Source organism: Serratia oryzae (assembly GCF_001976145.1).
Classification (GTDB): Bacteria; Pseudomonadota; Gammaproteobacteria; order Enterobacterales; family Enterobacteriaceae; genus Chania; species Chania oryzae.
Genome location: NZ_MOXD01000002.1, coordinates 157,562 through 180,825, shown reverse-complemented (window position 1 = coordinate 180,825; position 23,264 = coordinate 157,562). Strand labels below are relative to the sequence as shown.

Below are 23,264 nucleotides of genomic sequence, written 5' to 3'. Positions count from 1 at the left end.
TCCTCACCCTATGTCTTTGAGATTGAAATAACCGTTTTCCAAATCGACGTCGGAACGGAAACAGAACTCCAGCGGATGGGGGCTGCACCACAGCAACCCGCGGATCTCGATCGACAGGACGTTGTGCGTATCCAGATCGTCCCTGCCGGAGATACACAGCAGCTTCAGCTGCTGCGGAATAATGCGCGGTTCAAAATTGAGGATGGCCTGAGTGAGGTTTTTCTGGATATCCGGCCACTCGATTTCCGACATCCTTTTCCCCGCCAGCGGCGTAATGCCGTAGTTGAGGGTAGAGCGCCGGACTTCGGGAAAGGCCTGCAGATCGATCATCGGTTCGTTGTTGTTGCAGTTAAACAACCACTGCAAATCGCGCAGGATCATGTTGCGCAGCGTGCTGTGCGCAATGGTCTTGTTGCTGTCCGCTTCCCGCTTATTCTGCGGTTCAAAGTCCGTCAGCCGATCGAACAGCGCGGGCAGCATGCGATCGCGGGAAGAGACCCCATCGCTGTTCCTGCGGTTAACCCGTGCGGCGACGGCGGGCGATCCCACCGGGGCCCCGCTGCGCTGGTTGGTGGTATCTGTCATCAGGCTTCATCCGTGGTGAACTGAATCTGCTGCAGCGTCAGCAACGCGTATTCCTCGTCGTCGGTGATCCAGGTCTTTTGCCCTTGACCGGCATAGTGGCCGTTATCGCTCAGGGTCAGCCAGTCGGTTTTACGCCCCAAACGGTGGGCATCTTCGCTGGCCGCGGTGAGCGGATAACGCGCCGGGATCTGGCACACCTGCTGCTTGCCGGAGCGCCACTTCACCATTGCCGGTGCCCAGAACAAGTGCACCACGTTTTGCGGCGGCTGGAACCTGATCGACTCCAGCTCCTGAAACGGCACCCAGTAGTAACGGTTATCCAGAAACAGTTCGCAGATTGGCCCCAGGCGGCTGTCGGCGTCGGCCAGCCAGGCGAAAGGGGGGGCGGGTGCAGATCCCTCATCGCTGCTGAGCGTGAGCTGCCCGGCGTTCTCATCAGCCAGTTCGAAAGCGCGATCGCGCAGCTGGCAAGCCTGCGCTGGCGCAGCGCGCAATGCTTCCGCCAACAGCAATGGCCACTCCTGCGGCGGCGTGAAGAACGGCGGGGCGATCTCACCGCTGAACACCTGCTCGCGCTGCATTTCTGCCGCTACGCAGTCCGCCAGTTGCTGCGTGGTGGGCGCAGCCTGCGGCGTCAGCGCCTGCCAGGCAGGTAATTGGCTGCTGGCGCGTTGCCAATCACCGTACAACAGCAGTAGCTGGACCCATTCGGCGCGTTTGTCTGCGTCCGCCGGGGCGGCTTTGACCGCCGACTCGCAACGCTCCAGCGCGCTGGTTAACGGCTGACCTTTCAGAACAGAGAGCAATGATTTCACGGTTTATCTCCTGCTTCTTTGGCAATTTGGCGTCTGGAAGGCGACCTTTTCTTCCAGGGGGAGTATCTGCAACAGCGTGGATTCCTGCGGGGCACCGATCCATACGGCGATGGCGCTGTAGTTATCCTGCTGTGAAAGCGGCGGTGACTGGTGTTCGATCAGCGTCAGCCACTCGCTGGGGGTGTGGGCCAGGCGCAGCGTATACTCCAGTTGCGCCAGGTTATAGCGCTTCCAGAAACCGTCGCTGCACAGCAAAAACACGTCGCCATCCGCCAGCGCGAGCGTCGGGCTATAGGTGGCATCCTGAGGGTTGCCGGTGCCGAGAGCGGCATACAGCAGGTTGTCGGGCAGCCCGCCGGTGTGAAACCCGGCATCTTTCATTTTTTGCACCAGGCTATGATCCGTGGTGGACTGGCACAGATAGCCGTTGCGGAACAGATAAAGCCGGCTGTCGCCGGCATGCACCCAATGGGCCTGCAGGGTGGAGCGATTGATAAACAGCGCCACCAGGGTGGTGCGCATGCGGTGGTAAGCCTGATCCTGCTGTTGCGCCTGCTGGATCATCTGCTGCAGTTGGGCGATCAGCCCGGGCACCGCCTCGGGTTGGCAAGGGTTGCCCTGCCCGGCGTGCTCCAGCAGAAACTGGCAGGCCAGCGCGGCGGCCTGTTCCCCGCCCGCATCACCGGCCACCCCGTCACACAGCACGAAGCAGGCCGCCTGTTCCCCCAGGTATTCACCGGTTTTATCCTGATTCTGCGCGCGGTTACCCTGGTTCGAGCACCAGACGGCTTCTATTTTCATCACGGCACCTTCTGATTCTGAGACGCCTTGTATTGGCGGATCTCCAGATCGTAAGCGTGGAGAAAAGCCTCGCCGAACAGGGTGTGAAAATCATCCTCCACCTCATTGGCTACCCGCTGGTAATGGGCCTTCAGCGTGTCCCACAGCGCCGCCTTGCGGTTGCCGGAAAACACTCCCTTGCCTGGCAGCGTGCCCTGCTCCGCCGCCATTTTCTCCAGGTTATCGGGGTGGAAGGTTTGCAGCATGGCGGCAATGATGGCGCGCACCCCGGCAATCATGCCCAACTGGTGGGCCTGTAGATCGATCATCGCATCGCGCACGGCGTTTTCCGGCGGAATAAAGCCCGGCATCGGGGTGCTGAACATCTGTAACAGCACGGTTTTGCCCGAAGGCAGCATCTTGAACGGGTTGTTCTCCTCTTCCAGGATCATAGTCATCTCGGCTTTCAGGCCGCGCTTAAGTATGTTGCGCGACGACAGCAGCGCGACGGTGCCCTGTGAAAACAGGCTCAGCAGCTTGCCCGCCAGGTAGAGCTGTTCTGGCGAAAAATCCGGTTGCAGCACCGCATCATCCAACCCCAGCCCGGCGACAAACGCGCTGAACAGCTCACCGTGCAGTTGCTCCTGCGAAGCCGATTTGGCCGGTTTGAACGGCTGATGCCTGACCGGATCGACCCCGAGCCTGGTCAGCGGGGGCGGCATGGCATCGAGCGGAGCTCCTGCCTGCCGATGCGGTGCTTCATGTTCCTGGGGAGCGAAATCATTCAGGGAAACGCCATCGGCAGCGCGGGCCTGCTCCGCCCAGGTGAGATCGTCATGCTGAACGGGCGCTGCCTGTTTGGTTTCGGTCGCCGCTGACGCAACCGCGTCAGGCGCTGCGGGCCAGATCGCCAGCGCCGGGTCAAAGGCGGCCTCGTCGTTCAGGGTTGAGGCGAGCGGCACTGCGTTATCGGCAAACAGGCCGAGCAGAACGTCGTCTTCGCTGCCGCTGTCGGCATTCAGTGCCCACTCTGCCGCCAGTTCATCGGGCAGATTCAAGAGCGGCGGCGCAGGCTCCGCCACCGGGGGTTGCACAGGCTCAGGGGTGGCCAGATCCTCTGCGGACCATTTACGGTTCACCGACAACACGCTGGGCGTGGTGTCTTTCATGATCGGCGGCAGAGAGAAGGGATCGTCCTGCGCAAACAGGTGGTCTGGATCGATCGGTTGGTCATGCAACGAAGCCAGATCGGTTTCCTGCGCCATCGCCAACGGATCTTGCCTGGCACGGTTGTCCGGTTCGTTGGCAAACAGCGGGTGGTTCTGCTCGTGGGGTAACGGCCTTTTATGCTGTGGCTGATGCAACAGAAACTCCGCCTCCAGGTTGTCCCAGACCGCTTCGTCGATGCTGTTCACCGATGACGCGGCCCCCTGCGACAGCAGCAGCGGAGCCAGCGAGAGGGGAGGATCGTTCAGGCTGACGCTGAACTGGTAACCCGCGATGTCGAGAATGTCGCCTTCCGCCAGCGGGTGTTGCACGTTGTGCGGCAGTTCGCCGCCGTTCAGCAGCAGCGCCGTGGTGCTGCCGCGCTGTGTAATCTGGGCTTCCCCGGTGGGAGAAATGTGCACAACGGCCTGCAAACGGGAAATCGCCCGGCTTTGGTCAGGCAGGATCAGCGTATTGTTGGTATCGCGCCCAATGGTTCCCCCTGGTGCCGTGAAGTCACAGTAATTCTGGGGTAACCGCTCATTGTCCCTGTTCCTGATCATCGTTAGCCGCATAGCCCTTTCCCTTTTATATTGTCTTGCCAGAGTCGCCGCTTTATTTTTTAGTGGACGATTTCCCAGGAAACCCAGGAAATCGTCCCTATCAATTACGCTTCGCAGTTCTGCTTAATATCCCAGCCGGCACTGCTTTCTGCGCCTTTGCCTCCTTGCTCGGTTTGCTCCCAGTATTGCTGCTGAACTTTGGCAGCCTGGAAGGAATAAAGAATGCCTACGGTGTCTTCGTCATCGGCACCGGTGTATTGAATATTGGTGACCAACACATCATCCAGCGTCACTCGGGTATATTCCATCTGCCCGCCGCCGGCTTTACAGACGGATAATTCGACTTTGCTCAAGTGTTTGCCGCTGGCACAGTGCTTCAGCAGCGCCGGAGTGGATTTATCGATCAATGCTTTGATGTGCAAATCGTTAAAACAGACTTTCCCGGTACCACCGCCACCGCCAACGCCCATATTTCCAGGCTGGGATGCGCCCCAGGAAAAGGAAATAATATCGGTCCAACCTTTGTGATTCGCGTCCTTGGATTCACCATTCGCGCCATCAACCTTCATGAACATATCAATTGCCATAACTAAAGCCTCTTGGGTTTATACACTTCATACTTCAAGTTGCATGCACGTTGGCTTTCCTCACTCACCCCAGTCACTTACTTGAGTAAGCTCCTGGGGATTCGTTGCGTCGCCGCCTTCCTGCAACTCGAATTATTTTGTGTAAAGAGTTAAGTAAATTCCGTTTTTATAAAGCAACGGCGGTTCACGGCATGAGAAATCCCAACCCTTCAGAAAACGAAAGTTGTTATTCCTATGCTGTTCTTTGTGTCCTGTATTTCAGCTTGCGGGTATCTGTGACCCGCAGGCGAAATATCAGGATTTGTTCTTGTTTAATTAACTTTGTTTTAATGAAGGCAGCTTCGAAACCAGGCGTAACGAAACGGTCAATCCTTCCAGCTGATAATGTGGCCGCAGGAAGAACTTCGCCGAGTAATAGCCTGGGGCGTCTTCAATTTCCTGCACCTGAACTTCTGCCGCCGCCAGCGGTTTTCTGGCTTTGGTTTCCTGCGATGAGTTGGCCGGATCGCCGTCGACGTAATTCATGATCCAGTTGTTCAGCCACACCTCCATATCGCTGCGCTCACGGAATGAGCCGATCTTGTCGCGCACGATGCACTTCAGGTAATGCGCAAAGCGGCAGCAGGCGAACAGGTAAGGCAAGCGTGCCGCCAGCTGGGCGTTGGCCGTGGCATCGGGATCGTAATACTCCGCCGGTTTCTGCAGCGACTGGGCGCCGATAAACGCCGCGAAGTCGGAGTTTTTACGGTGGATCAGCGGCATAAAGCCGTTTTTCGCCAGTTCGGCTTCGCGCCGATCGCTGATGGCGATTTCGGTCGGGCACTTCATGTCCACGCCGCCGTCATCGCTGGGGAAGGTGTGACACGGCAAATCAGCCACCGCTCCACCGGACTCGACGCCGCGAATGGCGGTACACCAGCCGTACTCTTTAAAAGAGTGGTTGATGTTGGTGGCCATCGCGTAAGCCGCGTTGGTCCAGGTGTAGTTTTCGTGGTTGGCGCTGTCGGTCTCCTCTTCAAAATCAAACTCGTCGACCGGGTTGGTCTTGATGCCGTAAGGCAAGCGTGCGAGAAAACGCGGCATGGTCAGGCCGATATAGCGTGCATCCTCCGACTCGCGCAGGCTGCGCCACGGGGCATATTCGGTGTTCTGGAAGATCTTGGTCAGATCGCGCGGGTTGCCCAGTTCCTGCCAGGACTCCATCTGCATCACGCTGGGGGATGCCCCGGCGATAAACGGGCAGTGCGAGGCCGCGCTGATCTTGGCCATTTCACCGAGCAGCTCCACGTCCGGTGGGCTGTGATCGAAATAGTAATCCCCCACCAGGCAGCCAAACGGCTCGCCGCCGAATTGACCATACTCCTGCTCATAGACGCTCTTAAACAGCGGGCTCTGATCCCAGCCCACGCCCTTATAGCGCTTCAGCGCCCGGCCCAGCTCACGTTTAGAGATGCTCATAAAGCGGATTTTCAGCATCTCGTCGGTTTCGGTGTTGTTGACCAGATAGTGCAGCCCTTGCCAGGCCCCTTCCAGCTTCTGGAATTTTTCGTGGTGGATGATTTTGTTGATCTGCCGCGACAGCTTACTGTCGATCTCCGCGATCAGCGCCTGAATGGTGCGATAGGCGTCGGCAGAGACGGTGACGGTATTTTCCAACGCCTGCTGCGCCAGCGTTTTCACCGCATTTTCTACCGCCTCTTTCGCCTGATCGGTTCTGGGGCGAAACTCTTTCTGCAGCAATGAGTTGAACTCGTCGCTGGTATAGGCTTTGGCCACGGGTGCGGCGTATTGCTCAAGTTGTTGGCTCATGATTTACTCCTCCGCCAGCGGGGCCAGGTTGGCAGGGTTATCGCTTTCCGGCTTGGGGGCACGGGTCAGCGACTGCAATAACGCCGGGTTGCTCAGCACGCTGGTAATCAGCTCTTCGGCCCCGTTTTTGCCGTCCATATAGGAGAGCAGGTTCGACAGTTGGGTGCGTGCCTCCAGCAGGCGGCTCAGCGGCTCGACCTTGCGGGCGATCTCGGCCGGGGAGAAGTCGTTCATATTTTCAAAGGTCAGCTCGACGTTGAAGTGACCATCGCCATTCAGGGTGTTTTCCACCTGGAACGCGACTCTGGGCTTGAGTGATTTCATGCGATCGTCGAAATTATCGATGTCGATCTCGAGAAACTTGCGCTCTTCCAGGTTTGGCTGTGGCTCAAGAGGCGTTCCCACCAGATCGGCCATCACCCCCATCACGAAAGGCAACTGGATTTTTCGTTCCGAACCGTAGATCTCAACGTCGTACTCGATCTGTACGCGGGGCGCCCGGTTGCGGGCGATAAATTTCTGCCCGCTGCGCGTTTTGACATTTGCCATTATTTTCTCCATAAGTCACTGTTATTAGAGGTTTTTGATAACATCCACGCCGCATTGTGCGCTCACCACCTTGCCTGACTACTTCTCGCCATTCTGTTTCTCTCCGGTGCCGAGAATGACCTCCAGCTGGCGTAAGCCGTCCGGGGCCAGATCGCTGACGATTTGCAAAAAATTCAGATTGATCAGCTTCTGTAAGCGCTCGATCATCAGCGGTGCCGGATGACTGGGCTCATAGAGTTCGAAGTAACCTTTCACCTTCTCCAGCAGATGCAGGGCATCGGCACGGGATTGCACCTGCCCGTACCCCAACTCCCCCAACGGCAGCGGCAACGGATCGCCAGGCAGGCTTAACGCCTCGGGTGTCAGGATCCGCTCAGGATCGGCTTCGCGGCTGCCTTGGCCTTCAGGCTGCTGAATGGCCTGGGCGATGCTGTCGAAGGTTTTCTGCAGCAGCGTCATCTCCGGCAGCGCGCTTTCGCCAAGGTGGAGCTGAATGGCATGGCGCAATTTGGGCAGCGTGCGGGTGATCGCCTGCACCACCTGAACGTTGGCCTGCTGCGGGTTGCCAAGCTCACTGCGCAGGTAACTCAACCCATTGGGGAAGTTGGCAAGTTCCTGCTTGCTGCCGTCCAGCAGCGCCACTGCGTCGCGCACCGCAAGCTCGCTGCCGCCGTTTTTCATCAGGGTGGCGGCCCGTGCCGCATGGGTCAGTTGGGTGTTATCCCCCAGTTCCGCCAGCGCATTGATGCGAAACATCGGATCGCGCACGCCGTCGCTCTCCAGCAGCGGATGAAGCTGGTGCCAGTAACGTTCGATCGCCAGGTAGATCAGCTGCAAACCGTCCGCATAGCCCTGCAACCCGCGCAGCTGCGTCCAGGCCAGCGAGAGGAAAAACATCACCCGCAGATCTTTGGTGCGACGTAACAGGCCGGTGGCCAGGCGTTCCACCGCGCCCCAGTCGGGGGCTTCCGCCGGAATGATGGTGTCGCCAAACTGCTGTTCCGGCTTGCCTGCTGCGGTCTGTGCCATGCGCATAAAATCGGCGTCATACTCCAGGTTCTCACCGCAACTGTCTTCCGGCGCAACCGGCGTTAACAGGCGTTCAATCGTCATGACTTCTCTCCCTGGTCAAACATGGGTCCGTAAGGCCCTTGGCGCGCATGTTTCACGTCGCCTGCGGGCTCAAAAAGGTGATGGAAAAGCTGCACCGTGAGATTGCCGCTGTGAATGTAGGTACCCGACGTGCTCCACCAGAAGCTGCCGTACTGGCGCGGATCAAAGTCTGAAACCGCCATCGGCCAGCCCGGTTGCACGGCGGCGTCACCGTGCGGTGCCAGCTCCGTTGGCAGCGGCGGTAACGCCCGCAGAGCGCGATCGATACGCTCAACCGAATGGCACTGATGAACGCCGCGCTGCAGGATTTGCCCGATGCTGTAATAGCGCTCCGCCGCCAGCAGCAGATGTTCGTTGCCCCAGCGCTCTGGGGGCACCAGCCACATGGCGAACAGCGGGTAATGGCGCCCGACGCGATCCTGCGACGGCAGCAGATACCCCAACTGCGCGAACGGCGTGCCCAGCGTAGCGGGCAGAACAAAGCTCCACATCGGCGCGCCGAGCAGCGAGTAACGGCCATCGCGCGGGGCAGAAAGCTGCCGGGCCGCCAGCCCTGACTGGAACCAGTGCGCCCACTGATTAACCAGCGTGGCGGGCAGGCGGCGTTGCACAAAGTCGCCACAGCTGGGGATCTTGCCGTACCAGCCGATGCCATTGTCCTGGGGTGCATAAGTGGCCTGTTGCGTCATGATTCGCCTCCTAAGGACAATTGAAGGCAGTGGATTGGAAAGGGTTACGTATGCTGTCGGGCGTCAGCTCCAGCACCACCCGGTGCCCTTCCAGGTTAAAGGTCGCTGTCTGGGTCAGCGAGGCTGAGTTGGGTTTCAGCGCGGCCTTGTCGATCAGCCGGTTCAGCGCCCAATCACCGTTGGTCGCCAGGGTGGCCATCTGCCCGTTGACCAGCGCCAGCTGCAGGCTGACCTGATTGGTGTTGCCGGTGCCGGGCCAACTCACCACCAGCGGCACCAGCGGGCCATGGCTGTAATGGAACACTTGCCCGTCGATATCCAGCGTCATGCTGAGAATGTCGGCATCCATGGTGACGGGCTTGATCGTCAGGTGGTAAGAGGGTTTCTGATTCTGCCCGCTGAACCAGGTGTCGCGGATGTCGCGCGCCTGCTGGAAGGAGCGCAGCATGTTGCCGCCGCCGGACAGCGTTTTACCGTCGACACCCGGATTAAAGCGCCATCCGCCGCGTGAGGTGTCCACTTTGCCTTCGAGGTTCTGGCGGAAGAAGCTGTCCATGATGCCGCTGTTCGGGGCAAACATGCGCGAGAAGTCATTACTGGCGATCTCCCGCTCAGCATTGCGCACCAGCGGATAACGCCCGCTGATGGCCTGGTTGCAAAAGCTGCCGACCTCAAACCCGACGCGCTTTTGCAGCCCTTCCAGCTCTTTCATCTGCGAGTCGCTGCTGGCCCCGACCGCCAGTGACAGCATCATGTCTTTAAACGGCTGCGGCAAACGGCCCGATTCGGCCTGCAACGCCAGAATGACGTCCCCCGGCGGCGGTGCCATGCCGCTGTTGGCCGCGCTTTGCACCGCGATCAGGTAGTTGTAGAGGCCATCGGCCTGTTTCAGCACCGTATCAAACGGGATGCTTTTCGCCGCCTCGTCGCTGCTCTGCGCCAGCTCGATGATCGGCGCAAAATGCTTGATCACCACCTGCTCCGGCAGAGAGGAGATATCCCCCACATCTTCAGACGGCGTGCTGTAAAACAGCGTATCGAGAAAATGGCCGGGGCCCGCGCTGCTTTTCTCGCCATTGCTCAGCTTCAGGCCGTTATCTTTCTGTTCCTGCTCGTCGGTGAGCTTGATGTTTTTCACCACGTTGATCAGAAAGTTGCGTAACGGCGAATCCCCGGCGGAGAGCAGGCGCGCGGTGTTGATGCGCTGGCTCAGGTTAGCGATGTTCTTCAGTTCGATATCGCCCAGCAGCGCATCCCAGGCGCTGATGAAATCCTGCATATACAGCAGGCGCACGGTTTTCAGCAGATCGGCACGGCTCTCTTTGGCCAACGCGCTGTCGTTGACGTTCATCACCCAGCCGTCTTCGGTCAGCAGCGTTTGCGCCACGTTGTCGATGCGCTTGTTAAACGCCAGCCAGTAGCCCTTGGGGGTGTACAACCCCGGTATACCGTCGGCGGCAGGCTTGCCGCTTTTACGCCGGAAGGCCAGTTCTGCCTGTGCGCCAGCCAGATCGGTCAGCGAGACGGTTTTCAGCGAAGGCTCTTTCAGCAGAATGCGCTTTAACCGCCCGTAGATGCGCACCGATAACGGTGCCTGACTCAGCCGCTGCTGCGCCGCCTGTTCCAACTGGCTGTCGCGCACATACGGCGAGGATTGAATGCGTTCATCCAGCAGTTGCTTCAGGTGCCCGTCGAGCACGTCCCACGCCGCTTTGCTGGTGCCCGGCCCGGAGACCCGGTGCAGATTGAACATGATCCAGGCGCGCAGGAATTTGCCATCGTAATGTTCCGGCTCATACAGCATGCGGTAGGCTTTCAGCGCTTCGAAACTGAAATCGGCATCGGCCCCCATATCGTTGCGCAAAATGGCGGTCACCTGCCAGGCGACGTAAGGCAACAGCATGTTTTTCAACGCCTTCTGATACAGCGCCTGGCTGGCGGTTTCTACCTGAGCACCGCGATACAGCCCCAGGCGGTAGCTGAGCGGTGGCTCGTCCAGCGAAAAGCTCGCGCTGCTGCCTAGCTGCTTCAGCGCGTTGAGATAGGGCAGCAGGGTGAAAATATCCTGATAGTTATACAGCTCCATTTCACTGCCCTGCCGTTCCAGCAGCGGGACGTGAGCGGTCACTTCCTTCAGGTAGTTGTGGTTGTTGGTATAGCTGGAATACCAGAACAGCCCGGCGGTCATAAAGATCGCCCCCAGCAGCAGATAGCCCGCCCAGTGCAGCGTGGTATTGCGGTAGATCCACCAGCGGTTGTTACTGGCCAGCTCCGACTCGCGGAACACCACCTCTTCGAGGAATTTTTTCAGGAAGTAGCTTTTGCCCTGGGTCTGCTTCTCTTCTTCCGCCTCGCCAGCCTGGCCGCTTTCCTCGGCAGAGCGCGGGGCCAGATTCAGATGCAGCGAACCATTCATTTCCGACATCATCTTGTCGAACGGCATCCGGTCTTGCGTGCCGCTGGTGAAATAGACGCCGCGCGGCGTGAAAGCGGCTTCAAAGCTGGAGGTGGCAAACAGGGTGTTGAGGTAATCCCCCAGCACCTGGCGCAGCCGGGCGAAGGCCTGCGGGAACAGATAGCTTTCTGCACGCGTCGGCTGATCCTGCTCCGCCAGCATGGTGTCAGCCAGCCCGAGGTTCAGGCGCTGCAGCAGCAGGGTAAAATGGTGCTCAAACGCCGCCATCAGATCGAAACCGGCCTGCTGCGCGTCGCTGCGGGCGAAGGTAAAGCCCCAGATCTGGCTGCGCTGCTCTTTGTCATACTGGCCGAAGTAGGCGAGGAACCCCCGCAGCAGGTCGACCTTGCTGACCATGATGTAGACCGGGAAGTCGATTTTTAGCGACTCGCGCAGTTCCACCAGGCGTTTATGCTGCGCCTGCGCCTGTTCCTGGCGCTCTTCTGGGGTGCCATTCATCAAGTCGCTCAGGCTGACGGTGACGATCACACCGTTGATCGGCTGCCGTGGGCGGTATTTCTTCAGCAGGCCGAGGAAGCTGCCCCACTCCTGCGCGTCGTGCGTCGGGTCGCTTTCCTGGGTGGTATAACGCCCGGCGGTGTCCAGCAGCACCGCATTTTCGGTAAACCACCAGTCACAGTGGCGGGTGCCGCCGATGCCGCGCAGTGCCGTTTTCCCGAAACGATCCGCCAGCGGGAAGTTAATGCCGGAGTTGACCAGCGCGGTGGTTTTCCCGGCACCGGGCGCGCCGATCAGCACATACCACGGCAACTGATAGAGATACTGCCGCCCGAAACGGCTCAGCCAGCCGGGTAGAAAGCGCGATTGCTGGCCGTTAAAGCGCGCCTTTTTCAGCAGCCGCGTGGCCTCTTCGAAGCGTTCGACCAGTTTCGGATCGTCGCGCTCCGCGTCTTTGTGCGCGTTTTCCGCCGGGGTTTCCGCCATCTGCGCCAGCATCTTGCGGTTACGCCTTGCGCGCCAGGCGGCGGCGATCAGCCGGAACAGCAGCCAGATCCCGCAAATGAGGGCAATGGCGATCTGCCGGTTGACCGCCGACTCCAGTGGCCGATAGTCGCCCACGGCAACGTAAGGGCCGATGAACCAGATGATCATCGAAATGGAGCCGACGCCCACCATGCCCCACAGGAAACGACTGGTAATAATGGCAATGATTGAATTCAACATCAGACCCCCACCTAGAGCGACATCGTCGTGTTTTGGACGGCGCCCGGCGCCAGTTGCAGCGTGATCTCAACCCGGCGGTTCAGTGCCTTATTGGCTTTGCTGTCGTTAGGCACCACCGGATCCTGCTCGCCCTTCCCTTCAATCATCAGCCGCTCTGGCTGCGTCAGCGACTTCTTCAGCAACGCACTAACGGAATCTGCACGCGCCAGCGAGAGATCGTAATTGGAAGCAAAACGTGCCTTACGGATCACATCGCTGTCGGTGTATCCCGTGACCATGATTTTCCCGTCGATCTGGTTAAGGGCCTCTGCCACCCGGCTGAGGATCGGCCGGTAAGGCGCGCGCACGGTGGTTGAGGCCGAGTCAAACAGGCCATCGCCGCGCAGTACCACGATGCTCTTCTGATCTTCATCATGTACGCTCAGCAGGCCTTCTTTGATCTCCTGCTGCAGGAAGCCCCTGAGGCTGGCAATAGTTGGCGTCGGCGCCGCCGGTATCTCCGCCGAGAGCACCTGCGGCAGTTCAAGCTGATAGATAGAGGCCACCACCGGCGTAGTGGCTTCACCAAGCCGCCAGTCCAGCGAGATAAACCACAGGCAGGACATCAACCCCAGAAATGCCGCGCAGGCCCACACCGGCAGCATCGGCCGCCAGGTTTTTTTGCCCACCGGCAGATCGGTTGGATGCTGGGACAGCGGCACCGGATACTCGCCGCGCACCGCGTGGATAATCTGCGCCAGACGCTGCCTCAGCGTTTCCAACTGCGAGTAGCCGTTCTCAATAATGTGGTAGCGGCCTTCAAAGCCCAGCAGCAGGCAGTAGTTGATCAGCTCCAGTAGCAGGATATTTTTCTGCGGCTGCTTAGAGAGCCGGGCCAGCAGTTGGAAAAATTTCTCCCCACCCCAGGTTTCATTATGAAAAGTGACCAGCAGCCCGCTGGTGGACCAAACGGTGTTTTTCCCCCAAGGGGTGAACATCGCGGCTTCGTCCAGGGCGGTGCACAGGCAGTAGCGAGCACCAATCAGCACGTCATACGGCAGCCCTGCCTGCTGGCCCTGGACTTCAAACCGGCGGATATCGTCGATCAAGGTCTGGCGTAGCTTCAGCGGATCGGGGCTGCTGGCCATATTCCGGATATACGGGATCCGGTTAAGCAGCGGATTTGCCAGCGTCACCAACAGATTGTTTGAGGCTTTCACATGCGCCAGTGGCGCGGCAAGATCGTCGCCAGCCGCTTTAGCGTGAGTATTTTGCATAGAATATTCCTGTTTCCTGATCCTTATCGCCACCGCCTTTCACCCTGTTGGCAGCAGCGTGAAACCCGGGGGATATGCCGACAGCTTACGGATTCCGAATCGCCCAAAACTCCATATTCAGGCCAGGGAACTCCCCGGCGAGATGCAGCGCAAAAGCACTGGACTTACTCATCTGCTTCCAGAGCTCACCGCTGTTTTCCAGCTCAAAGTAGGTATATCCCGCGTGATAAGGCAGTTGGCGCGGAGCCGCAGGCATGCTGCGTAAGCCAATGCCCGGCAGTTGCAACTGCACCAGATCGCGGATGTTGTTGACCGGTGCCACTTTTAGCTGAGCCGGGAAGCGGGTGCGGATGGCCTCCATCGGCACGTCGGCATTGACGGCAATCACGAAGCCAAATTCGTTGGTCATGTTGGCGTAAGGGAGGGTGGCGATGTTCAGGCCGTGTGAACGCTCGATCAGCGGCAACTGAATGGCGTTCTCTTCAAAGACGATGGACAGGCCTTGCCGCAGCCAGTTCATCAGGGCGTTAAAGCTGAACGCCAGCGCGTCGTGGTCGTAAACCGGCAGCGCTTCACCTGCGACACGCGCCGGGGAGAAGGTCATCAATTCACAGGCCAGCGCCAGCCATTCGCTGAACAGCCGTTCCGGATGGTACTGATGGCAGTGCCGGGCATGGTGGGTGATCCCCACGTAGCGGTTGATCAACTGCAGCATCATGAAATCCGAGGTTTCCGATATGCCGCCCCGCCCGCTTTGGCCAAGACGCTGCCCCAACTGCTGGCTGCGCTGCTGCAGCAGGCCAAGAACGTCGCTGATAAAGGTGTTTAACAGCGGGTTTTCCTGACAGGCCAGCATCGGCGGAATATAGGTCGCGTCGATTTTCAGGCTGTTATCCGCGCTTTTTTCCAATACCCGCAGCACGCCAATGGCGCACCAATCGGCCGTCAGTTCCTGTTCCGGGATCAGGTGCAAGCGCAACTGGCCGAACTGCAATTCTGCGCTGCCAACCGAAATGGTGTTCATGTCTTCCACTTCGCTTTCATAAGCCACGTAGCGGGCCAGTGAATCGGGCGCATCGTTAAACGCCACCTCACGGCTGCTGGCACGGTGCACCGGCAGCGCCAGCATCACGTTAACGATGTTCTTTCCTTCGGCGATTTTAATCGGCAGCGGCGCCTCCTCAGCCCCGTAAAAAGAGAAGAAGCTGCCGTCGGGCATAATGCCGCTGGCGGAATTAAGCGCGATATTCCCCAGGCGCAGGGCGCTCTCATCAATATCCAGTGAGATAAAACCCCAATAATGTTCTCGCTGTGCCATACCCCATGAACGAATATAATGTTCAAGGTAGTTTTCAGATTGCTGAAAATGGTGCGGACGCAAAAACATCCCTTCCGTCCAGACGACTTTATGTACTCGTTTCATTACCGAGGTCCTTGGAAATAAAAAGCGCTTGGTACACTTATACCGCTCAGTTAAGACTCACCAATCCCCTCTCCCACAGGGAGAGGAGGCGCAACTGTCAATAGGGTGCGCAGGGTTATATACCCTTCATACTTCAAGTTGCTTGGGTGTTGGCTGCGTGACTCGGCCCATATTGGGCCTCGCCCCTTCGGGGCCGCTGCAAGCAGCGTTCAAATCTGCTAAGCAGATTTGTCGTTCACCCCAGTCACTTACCTGAGTAAGCTCCTGGGGCTTATGAGCCTCTTCGAGGCTCACCCTACGGGCCAGCGCAAGCGCTGTTCAAATCGGTCAAAGACCGATTTGTCACTCCGTTGCCGCCTACAAGCAACTCGAATTATTTTGGGTATACACTTTCTACCTGACTGACCGGCATTACTTAATACACGCCGTATTTCAGTTTGAAATACGTTAGTTACCGTTTTTAGGCTTATTTTTCTTTATTGCTGTTTTCCGTCACGCGCAGCCCTTGCCCGTTGGCAACAACCTTAATTTCCTGTGGAGGAGGTTGACCGCGCCAGAATTTATAAAACGGCACTTTTTCTGGATCGGGGATCGGAATAATAATCCGCCAGGTTTTATTATTTAAATCCTGAAACTCCCCGGTAACCCCAATATAATAACGCTCACTTTTTTTCTCTCCGCTAATTTTGACGGTCTCGCCCCCCGGCAATAAAAAGAACTGCTCGGTGCCCATTAAGTTTTCGCCGAGCACGGCGGCGGCCTTATTGTGCAAGGCGAAGAAATCCGCGCTCATAAACCCGCTATCGGAGCGCAGGTAAAACACGCTGATTTTTAACGGTGCCGGCTTTTTCTCCTGGTTAACGTTGGCTTCGCGGGTCGCGGAGAAGGTGATGCGATAAGACGCCACCACGGGTTCGGCTTTTTTGCTGCCCATGCTCAGGCAACCGCAGAGCAGCAGGCCAATGATGATCACCACCAGCAATCTCCCCCCGCGTTGCCCCAAAATACACACTGCCTGTTTCATGGCGTCTCCCGTTCTCCGTAATGCCGCAAGTTGCACCGATAACCCTGGCCGCTTTATAGCCCCAATAGCCAGATCGTAAGCTGGCTGGGCAGCACACGCAGACCAACCACGTTGGTCAGGTTCTGCTGCGTCAGGCTGGTCAGGCGGGTTGCCGGGAACCCAGCCACCAGGAAGGTCAGCACGCCGGTGATATGCCGGGAGGGGCCCATAACCGTTCCTGAACACACGCCACCGAGCACTCCGGGTGAGTCGCCGCTGGTAAAGGGGATCGGCGTCAGCAGGTTGTGCGCAGGCATGGCGATAAACAGGATATGCAGCACGTTCGGGATCGCCGTACATCCCTGGGCAAAATTGGGGTAAGGGATAGGGATAGCTGGCGGCGTGATACAAACATCAACGACGGCAAAATCTGTTCCAGCCAGTTGGCAATTTGCAGGCATCAGTCAGTTCCTTCTTGTTGTTAGCCAGTGATGATGGTCTTACCCTACGTGAATCTGTTCCGAATCTATTTTGGTGATGGTTTCCGAGGTAATCATCGTGCTGCGGGCGTGCAGCCGCGCGTAATCTTCGGCCTGGTAGTCCAGTTGCCCGGCACGTACATGTTCCGTCTTGCTCACCTGGCGGAAGATCACTTCGCTGAGCTGCGTCAGGGTATGCCAGACGGATTCGCAGCGTTCGCCGATCCAGCGGCTGAGGGTCACGCGGGCATTGAGTTCGTCGCCACGGTATTCCAGGTTGCCGATGCTGCAATCGCCGTGGCTGGATTTCACCTGCAAGCGGTGGCTTTCCAACGCCAGTTGACGTTCGCTGTTCAGGGTGAGCGAACCGCCGCGCGTGGCGATATTCAGATCGCCCTCCACGACGATTTGCGCCGCCTGCTGCGGTTTGCCACGCTCCAGCACCGCCAGCAGCCAGAGCTTTTCGTCGCTGGAACGGGCGAGCAAAGCCGTATCACCGGCCTCCGGCGTGAGCAGGCAACTGGCCGCCCGGCGGCAGTGCCAGCCGCGCCCTTCACTTTCGACGATCATGCTGCCATCGGATAAAATATCCGCCACCCGGCCACTGAATTGCTGTGGCAAATAGACCGGCAAAGCGTGTGATGTGGTTACGGTGCTCATTAAATTCTCCTTTTTATCCGTGATCCGCTGGGTAGGACTGTTGTTCACTCCAGCTTTCGGCGGCGAACAGTTCGGGGTCATTCGCCAGCACACCGGTTTTATCTCCCCAGTGCGTTTCCTGCTGTACCGCCCGGTGAAATTGCGTCTGGTTGAAATGCGCTCCGCCAAAATCGGCATAGCTGACGTCGGCGTAGGAAAAATTGGCATAGACCAGTTGGCTGTTGGTAAACACCGCCCCCAGCGCCCGGCTTTTGCTGAACTGCGCCTGCACAAGCTGACACCCCGTGAAGTTGGTTGCAGACAGGCAGGCGTTAATCCACATCGACTGATTCATCTGGCTGGCGTGACAGTCGGCAGAAGACAGATCGGCATCCACAAACTGGGCCCCTTCCGCCTGAACGCCGCTCAGGTTCGCCTTCTGCATCGATGCCCCATGAAACAGGCTGCGCGTGAGCACGGCAGCGGTGAAATTAACGTTGTCGAGCTGATTGCGGGTGAACAGGCACTGAATCAATGACTGGCCGCCGTAGTCGAGCCCCTGTTGTTGGCACTCAAAAAAGTTAACCTGCTCAAAATGCGCCCTGCTGGCGATGTACTGGCGCAAATCCGTTTGATAAAACGTGGTTTTCTGCAGCTTGGCCTCGGTGAAGTCGCTGTTATCCATCGTCGATTCAGAAATGGCACTCTTGTCGAACTGCGCCTGCCGGAACCGGCTGTGCTCCAGGCGACAGCCGATAAACTGCATTTTCTCTGCCCGGGCCTGACTGAAATCTGCGTGTTGCAGATTGCACTCGCTGAAGATCAGCCCAGGCAGCGCGGTGGCGCTAAAGTTGGCGTGGCGCAGATCGGACTCACTGAAGCTCGCATAGTGCAGCCGGGCTCCGCTAAATAGCGCTCCCGCCAGGGTGCACTCAAGGAACAGGCAGCGTTCCAGGTTGCAATCGCTAAAATCAACTTCGCTGAAATCCACCTGCCTGAAGATGCCACCGGCCAGATCGCCGGAGGCCAGGCTGAGGCCGCTCAGGGTCTGTTCTTCAATCACTTCACCCTGTTTGACTTTCTGCTGTAGCTGAACCGCATCCATTATTCGGCTCCTCGACTACGCAACGGGTAGACTTTCATCTGCTTAACCCAGGCATCGTGCATCAGGGTGGTGTCATCGGTTTCCGCCTGCGAGATATCCGCGCGGAACAGGTTAGCAGCGGTGAGATCGCAGCCGATGAGCCGTGATTTCTGTAAGCGGCTGCCGATCAGGCTGGCTTGTCTGAGCTCCGCCCCCGTCAGATCGGCGCGGATAAACAGCGAATCGTTAGCCTGCACCAGGCGCAGGGTTGCCTGACGTAAGCTGGCTTCGGACAGATCGCACCCCTCGAGCCGGGCAAAGCTGAGATCGGCCCCGCTAAGCGGCATTTGGCGCAGGTTGCATTGCATCAGCAGCGCGTGGGTGAAACGGGCGTTTGCCAGCGAGGTGCCCGCAACAAAAGCGCAATTCTCCAGCCGGGCACGGGTGAAATCGCTGCCGTCGGCTTGGCAATGGGTCAGTGAACAGCGCTTAAGCCGCGCATTTTCAAACACCGCCTGCTGCAGGTGGCTGTCGATAAAGGTGCCTTTGTTGATGCGCACCGAAAAAAAACGGGGATTTTCCAGCGTGATGCCGTTGAAAATCACGTTATCCAGGCTGGAGGCGCTGAAGTCACAATCGGTCAGCGAAGTCTCGCTGAACATCTGGTTTACTATCGTCGCCTCACTGAAGTTGCAGCGCTCAAACTGCGCGCCCGCGGTTTCTATGTGGCTCAGATAGGCGCCGGTAAAATCACCGTCGCTGCAGATAGCCAGCGCCAGCGTCACTTCATGGAACAGCGTGTGGCGCAGCGAGGTATGGTTCAGAACGCTGCGGGCCAGAATGGTCTGCGTCAGCGTGGCGTGATCCAGCACGCTGTGGCTCAGATCCACGCTCTCCATCATGGTGCGGGTCAGGTTGGCACCGCTCAGGTCGAGATGGGAAAGATCGGCACCGGTGAGATCGCAACCGGTAAAGTTACGATCCTGCGCCATTTTGCCGATCACCCAGGTTCTCAACTGCGCCGCTCGCTCACCGCTCAGGCGCGGAGCGGCATTCTGGTTGGGTACACCAAGGCGATAAAGCTGGTGCAACCCCTCTTCCTGACCGGGATGCAAAGCCCCCTGCTGTTGCAACAAGGCAGTACGCATTTTATTAACCGACTCTGGCCCCGTCGGGCGCCGCGCATCATAGTCATCCCGATCCGGCATGCGCTGCTCCATCTGCTGGACGGCGTCACCTTTCGCCTTGTTGGCCATTCCTTCCATTTGCGCCATAAACTCAGGCAGTTGAGACAGCATCGGGCGCGGGATATCCGGCGTCTCTTTCGCCTCTGCGTACAGCGTCGTGTCCACCACCTGCAGGCGTTGATCGGCATCCTGGTAGATGGCTTGCTTACGTGCCTCAAGGTTTTGCTGCAGCGGATGGTCCGTTTCCGGATCAGGGGTGTTATCTATCCATGGCCCGAGGCTCTCTTCCGGCAGCAGATCGCGATCCTGAAACGCAAAGGCGCTGCCTTTCTCCCGATCGCTGCGCTTGATCCACACATCCCGGTAATGGGTTAACGAGCGTGGCCGATCTTCATGTTCCAGCGCGGGCATCAGCATATGCACGTTGCGGGCATCCTCTTCCTCCGCCTCCAGCGGCAGTTCGCCGTGGTACACCAGGATCATTTTTTCCAGATGAGGCAAGAACCAGACCGTGGTATGACGCAGCTCGATCTCGGAGAACACCTCTTCACCCTTTTGCGTATGATGCGCAAAGCAGCGCGCTTTCCAGGGCGGAAGCTGCCCGGCCAGCAGCGCCTGTTCAGGGTGCATATTCTCGATCCGGTACTGCGTGCCGCGCGGCAGTTCGGCCAGCTCCAGCCACTGCTGATCCCGCGGCGCAATATTGAACAGGCGGAAATCGGCATCATCGGCCAGGCCGATCGCCCCCCGTTGCACCCAGGCTTCATCGTAACGGCGGCCGATAAACGCCTGCCGGGCTGGCCAGGTGATATCAACGGCATCGAACCCGGCGGGGGTTATTGGCCGCGTCGGCGAGGTCATACGTTCGCCAGGCAATTCAATATTGGGCAAGCGCTGGGGGATGCCGCTGGCCTCTGCCCCGATACCCAACGGGTTATCCGCGATCTGCGGGCCACCGTAGGCGTGTTGCCAGTTGATCGGCATTGAAGCAAAAGGGCGCGGGTGGGTCGGCGTGCCCCCCTGCCATTGCCGATCGCCGGAAACGATTAAGGATTTTTGCTTTTCGCCCAGCGTAATGCTGACGCGGCAAACATTTTCGGCCAGACAGGCGTGTGGATAGGCATGGCCGGTTGCCAGAAACTCGGCATAATATTTGGGATAGGCGGTATCGACCACGCCTCCCGTACTGGATAATTCGCTTTGCGCCAGTTGCCATAATTCCGGCTCTGGGCGCAACAGGGGCTGAACTCCCATATCGACCAAGGCCAGCACGGCAACCCCCAAATAAGGCTTATGCGCTTTATAATAACAAGGGCGGTTCATAATCCCGAGACGCAACGGCTTGATAATTCTCATTTATAGTTCGCCTTCCAAATGGCAATCCGTAAAAGACATGCGAAATATCACACTTGTCAGAAAAGCATTCTCTTTTTCAATTGGTTATTGGCTATGCAATGCCCCATAACTTTATGGAGCATTGCGAGCGCTCTATTTCCAGGGGATCCCCGTTGCTTTTCCAATCAGAGATAAAGCACCAGATCTTTGGCATTCAACTCCAATTTGCCGATATTAATCTGCGCTTTAAATATCTTCAGTACGGTATCATCGGCCAATATTTTAGCTTTGGTGACCCCTAGATAAGTGGGAATAACCTGCGCTTCGAACTGCGTGGAATCAATATGCATCCCGCGTACCCGAATATCGGCCCCCACGGCCTGCACCCGCAGCCCGGCAGCGAAAACTTTCAGTTTTGTCGCCTCCAGATCGTCGGGCGTGATGGAGACGCGATTGGTGGTTGGCTGAATCATCATGATTGGCGCAATGGTGGTCAGCGTCTGTGCCACGGTGGTGGTCAGGTTGCTGGAGAAGGTCTCTACCGCGTCGCCCACGACAGAAGCCGCGGAAGCGCCTCGGATCATCGAGGTGGCGTCCCCCTCAATCAGCGCGTCGCTGAACCCCTGGATGGTGCTGGTGTTGTCCCCTTCCACCAGCATGTCCAGGTTGTTTTCCACCGAAATCTTCATATCCCGCTCGGCGTGTATATCAACCAGCTCGGCACCCGGCGTATCGTCCAGAAAAATGCTGTTGGCATTCGAGATACTGCCTTCGGTGGTGCGGCTCATAATCCCCATTTTAGTGGCGTTGGCCGGCAGCTCCCACGGTGGCATATTGTCTTCGTTATAAACGCGCCCGGTGATCATCGGCCTGTCAGGATCGCCGTTGATAAAATCGACCACCACCTCTTCGCCAATCCTCGGCACCTGAACGCCGCCGTATTGCCACCCGGCCCAGTTACTGGAAACCCTCACCCAACACGAGCTGGTTTCATCACCTTTGCTGTAGCGATCCCAGCGGAATTTGAGTTTCACCCGGCCATAGTTATCGGTCCAGATACTCTCCCCCGCCGGGCCAACCACTTCTGCCGTCTGTGGGCCATGCGTTTTTGGCCAGGCGGTTTTCCGTTTGGGCCGCCACGGAGTGCTGGCGGGCAGAACCTCAAAATCGATGTAATGTTCAGCATCATCGTCGTCATTGCTGACGTAGCTGTTTTCCTGAAAGAAATAACGGGCCGCGATGGTCAGGTATTCGCGGGCATCTTCCAGGCGTGGCGCATTATCCAGCATAAACCGGTATCCCGGCGCCAGGCCAAGCGAAGAGGCACGCCCGGTCATGTGTTCATGATTGGCTTCAAATTCCTGCTGGCGCACGCGGGTGTAAAACTGCGCGTGGCTCTGGTCGGTATAACAGCCTGGCCAATCGAAAATCTCGGCCTTTTCTTTCGCGTAGGATAAAGGGTTACGGCGATTCTCTAACAGGTTGGCGCGCGGCTTGCGGAAATCATAATCATCCATGCTGTACAGACTGGGGGTAATAATATCGGAAACGTTCCACTGATAAATTGTGGCGTCGTTTTGCGTTAATCCCCCTTCCGTCAGACGATAAACAATATTGTCATAACCTGCCAGGACGTTATGCCCCTGAGGCGCATCGGCCAGAATCATGGTATGCCCATCAGCCTGATGGGTGAAATAAAAATAGATCCCTTCATGCTCCATCAAACGGCAAATAAAATCATAATCGCTTTCCTGGTATTGCACCGAATAATCCCACGAGCGGTAATCATAGCTTAAGCGATTCTCAACCTTGACTTTATATTCACCTAATATGCTGATGAGGATCTCTGGCACACTTTTACTCTGGAAGATCCGGCAATCCTGATTTTGCGTCAGATACCACAGGGTGGGGCGCAGCGTGGCACGATAGAGGTAATATTTTTCACCACTCTCTTCGCGGCCTGAAAGTGATATGCCGGTGATATTGCCATTCAGATAGCGCGGATTACCAGGTAAGTCATTAATTGTAATAGTAAATGACTTGCCGAGCAGTGACTTTAAGTCAAGGGTGTTATTTGGACAGAGCAGCTCGACATCGAATTCATAAATTTCAGATAACCGTTCTTCACCCGTTAACGTGCGAAAGAGAAGTGGTTCAGAGAGATCTGTAATCTGTTGTGCTACAAAATAACGGTTTGGGTTTGGCGTAATCATTTTCTTATGCCCGCACAATTAGGAAACAATAGGAATATAAATATTGTAATACCTACCCCCTACGGCGCAGATACACATTCAAACTCTGCATACTAAGGTAAATATTTCCGTAACCACTTTATAACTCAAACGTAATGACGCTATTTTTATCCAGTCTTTAAAACGTAGTCAAATAAATGTAACAAGTAATTTGAATATAATAATTCATGTCATCCAAGGTTTTTCCGAGCGGTTTATCTGGATATTTCATTGAATAGTTTCACACTGGGCTATTTTTTTACTTGCGAGGATAATGATATGACATGAGAA

General features: G+C 57.4%; 18 protein-coding genes. All 18 read right to left on the bottom strand.

Translation table 11 applies throughout. The features are described 5' to 3' along the window. Positions 1-3 precede the first annotated feature (3 nt). The 18 genes from tssE to BMI79_RS03925 all read right to left on the bottom strand — a co-directional run bounded on the left by tssE (position 4) and on the right by BMI79_RS03925 (position 22,955). Positions 4-585: a type VI secretion system baseplate subunit TssE gene (tssE, locus tag BMI79_RS04010; RefSeq protein ID WP_083704358.1), complete on the bottom strand. Its 582-nt coding sequence runs from the start codon at positions 583-585 to the stop codon at positions 4-6. Continuing rightward, a complete protein-coding gene (locus BMI79_RS04005; RefSeq protein ID WP_076940657.1) occupies positions 585-1,400 on the bottom strand; it encodes a type VI secretion system accessory protein TagJ in 816 nt (271 codons plus the stop codon). Before BMI79_RS04005 ends, tssE begins: the two co-directional genes overlap by 1 nt. 3 nt (positions 1,401-1,403) lie before the next feature. Next, positions 1,404-2,201 (bottom strand): PP2C family protein-serine/threonine phosphatase, encoded by a 798-nt coding sequence (locus BMI79_RS04000; protein ID WP_076940655.1) that lies wholly within the window; start codon positions 2,199-2,201, stop codon positions 1,404-1,406. After that, on the bottom strand, positions 2,201-3,949 hold the full coding sequence (gene tagH, locus BMI79_RS03995; RefSeq protein WP_244157307.1) for a type VI secretion system-associated FHA domain protein TagH: 1,749 nt from the start codon (positions 3,947-3,949) through the stop codon (positions 2,201-2,203). The genes BMI79_RS04000 and tagH overlap by 1 nt, the downstream gene beginning before the upstream one ends. 104 nt (positions 3,950-4,053) lie before the next feature. Then, the gene (locus tag BMI79_RS03990) at positions 4,054-4,536 is read right to left on the bottom strand and encodes an Hcp family type VI secretion system effector (RefSeq protein ID WP_076940651.1); all 483 of its coding nucleotides are present in this window, start codon (positions 4,534-4,536) and stop codon (positions 4,054-4,056) included. Between the two features lie 315 nt (positions 4,537-4,851). Continuing rightward, positions 4,852-6,345: a type VI secretion system contractile sheath large subunit gene (gene tssC / locus BMI79_RS03985; RefSeq protein ID WP_076940649.1), complete on the bottom strand. Its 1,494-nt coding sequence runs from the start codon at positions 6,343-6,345 to the stop codon at positions 4,852-4,854. A gap of 3 nt (positions 6,346-6,348) precedes the next feature. Then, positions 6,349-6,894, bottom strand: coding sequence for a type VI secretion system contractile sheath small subunit (gene tssB, locus BMI79_RS03980; protein WP_076940647.1), 546 nt, complete (start codon positions 6,892-6,894; stop codon positions 6,349-6,351). Between the two features lie 78 nt (positions 6,895-6,972). Next, on the bottom strand, positions 6,973-8,007 hold the full coding sequence (gene tssA, locus BMI79_RS03975) for a type VI secretion system protein TssA (RefSeq protein ID WP_076940645.1): 1,035 nt from the start codon (positions 8,005-8,007) through the stop codon (positions 6,973-6,975). Then, entirely contained in the window at positions 8,004-8,696 is a 693-nt protein-coding gene (gene tagF / locus BMI79_RS03970) for a type VI secretion system-associated protein TagF (RefSeq protein WP_076940643.1), read from the bottom strand. The genes tssA and tagF overlap by 4 nt, the downstream gene beginning before the upstream one ends. A 10-nt stretch (positions 8,697-8,706) precedes the next feature. Continuing rightward, entirely contained in the window at positions 8,707-12,336 is a 3,630-nt protein-coding gene (gene tssM / locus BMI79_RS03965; protein WP_076940642.1) for a type VI secretion system membrane subunit TssM, read from the bottom strand. 11 nt (positions 12,337-12,347) lie between these two features. Beyond that, entirely contained in the window at positions 12,348-13,592 is a 1,245-nt protein-coding gene (locus BMI79_RS03960) for a DotU family type VI secretion system protein (RefSeq protein WP_076940640.1), read from the bottom strand. Between the two features lie 85 nt (positions 13,593-13,677). Then, the gene (tssK, locus tag BMI79_RS03955) at positions 13,678-15,015 is read right to left on the bottom strand and encodes a type VI secretion system baseplate subunit TssK (protein WP_076940639.1); all 1,338 of its coding nucleotides are present in this window, start codon (positions 15,013-15,015) and stop codon (positions 13,678-13,680) included. Between the two features lie 466 nt (positions 15,016-15,481). Beyond that, positions 15,482-16,039, bottom strand: coding sequence for a type VI secretion system lipoprotein TssJ (gene tssJ / locus BMI79_RS03950; RefSeq protein WP_076940637.1), 558 nt, complete (start codon positions 16,037-16,039; stop codon positions 15,482-15,484). Between the two features lie 53 nt (positions 16,040-16,092). After that, positions 16,093-16,479, bottom strand: a complete 387-nt coding sequence (locus BMI79_RS03945) for a DUF4150 domain-containing protein (protein WP_076940635.1) — start codon at positions 16,477-16,479, stop codon at positions 16,093-16,095. Between the two features lie 39 nt (positions 16,480-16,518). Next, the gene (locus BMI79_RS03940; RefSeq protein ID WP_076940633.1) at positions 16,519-17,157 is read right to left on the bottom strand and encodes a DUF3540 domain-containing protein; all 639 of its coding nucleotides are present in this window, start codon (positions 17,155-17,157) and stop codon (positions 16,519-16,521) included. A 13-nt stretch (positions 17,158-17,170) separates the two neighbouring features. After that, positions 17,171-18,241 (bottom strand): pentapeptide repeat-containing protein, encoded by a 1,071-nt coding sequence (locus BMI79_RS03935; RefSeq protein ID WP_076940632.1) that lies wholly within the window; start codon positions 18,239-18,241, stop codon positions 17,171-17,173. Continuing rightward, a complete protein-coding gene (locus tag BMI79_RS03930) occupies positions 18,241-20,763 on the bottom strand; it encodes a DUF2169 family type VI secretion system accessory protein (protein ID WP_076940630.1) in 2,523 nt (840 codons plus the stop codon). Before BMI79_RS03930 ends, BMI79_RS03935 begins: the two co-directional genes overlap by 1 nt. Before the next feature lie 164 nt (positions 20,764-20,927). Further along, positions 20,928-22,955 carry a type VI secretion system Vgr family protein gene (locus tag BMI79_RS03925; protein ID WP_076940629.1) on the bottom strand — a complete coding sequence of 676 codons (2,028 nt, stop codon included), beginning with the start codon at positions 22,953-22,955 and terminating at the stop codon, positions 20,928-20,930. Positions 22,956-23,264: the final 309 nt, after the last annotated feature.

Coding starts and splice junctions, on each gene's coding strand:
- tssB (WP_076940647.1), bottom strand. CDS start 6,894: ATGGCAAATGTCAAAACGCGCAGCGGGCAGAAATTTATCGCCCGCAAC.
- tagF (WP_076940643.1), bottom strand. CDS start 8,696: ATGACGCAACAGGCCACTTATGCACCCCAGGACAATGGCATCGGCTGG.
- tssA (WP_076940645.1), bottom strand. CDS start 8,007: ATGACGATTGAACGCCTGTTAACGCCGGTTGCGCCGGAAGACAGTTGC.
- BMI79_RS03940 (WP_076940633.1), bottom strand. CDS start 17,157: ATGAGCACCGTAACCACATCACACGCTTTGCCGGTCTATTTGCCACAG.
- tssK (WP_076940639.1), bottom strand. CDS start 15,015: ATGAAACGAGTACATAAAGTCGTCTGGACGGAAGGGATGTTTTTGCGT.
- BMI79_RS03990 (WP_076940651.1), bottom strand. CDS start 4,536: ATGGCAATTGATATGTTCATGAAGGTTGATGGCGCGAATGGTGAATCC.
- tssJ (WP_076940637.1), bottom strand. CDS start 16,039: ATGAAACAGGCAGTGTGTATTTTGGGGCAACGCGGGGGGAGATTGCTG.
- BMI79_RS03960 (WP_076940640.1), bottom strand. CDS start 13,592: ATGCAAAATACTCACGCTAAAGCGGCTGGCGACGATCTTGCCGCGCCA.
- BMI79_RS04000 (WP_076940655.1), bottom strand. CDS start 2,201: ATGAAAATAGAAGCCGTCTGGTGCTCGAACCAGGGTAACCGCGCGCAG.
- tssE (WP_083704358.1), bottom strand. CDS start 585: ATGACAGATACCACCAACCAGCGCAGCGGGGCCCCGGTGGGATCGCCC.
- BMI79_RS03935 (WP_076940632.1), bottom strand. CDS start 18,241: ATGGATGCGGTTCAGCTACAGCAGAAAGTCAAACAGGGTGAAGTGATT.
- BMI79_RS03925 (WP_076940629.1), bottom strand. CDS start 22,955: ATGATTACGCCAAACCCAAACCGTTATTTTGTAGCACAACAGATTACA.
- tagH (WP_244157307.1), bottom strand. CDS start 3,949: ATGATCAGGAACAGGGACAATGAGCGGTTACCCCAGAATTACTGTGAC.
- tssM (WP_076940642.1), bottom strand. CDS start 12,336: ATGTTGAATTCAATCATTGCCATTATTACCAGTCGTTTCCTGTGGGGC.
- tssC (WP_076940649.1), bottom strand. CDS start 6,345: ATGAGCCAACAACTTGAGCAATACGCCGCACCCGTGGCCAAAGCCTAT.
- BMI79_RS03930 (WP_076940630.1), bottom strand. CDS start 20,763: ATGAGAATTATCAAGCCGTTGCGTCTCGGGATTATGAACCGCCCTTGT.
- BMI79_RS03945 (WP_076940635.1), bottom strand. CDS start 16,479: ATGCCTGCAAATTGCCAACTGGCTGGAACAGATTTTGCCGTCGTTGAT.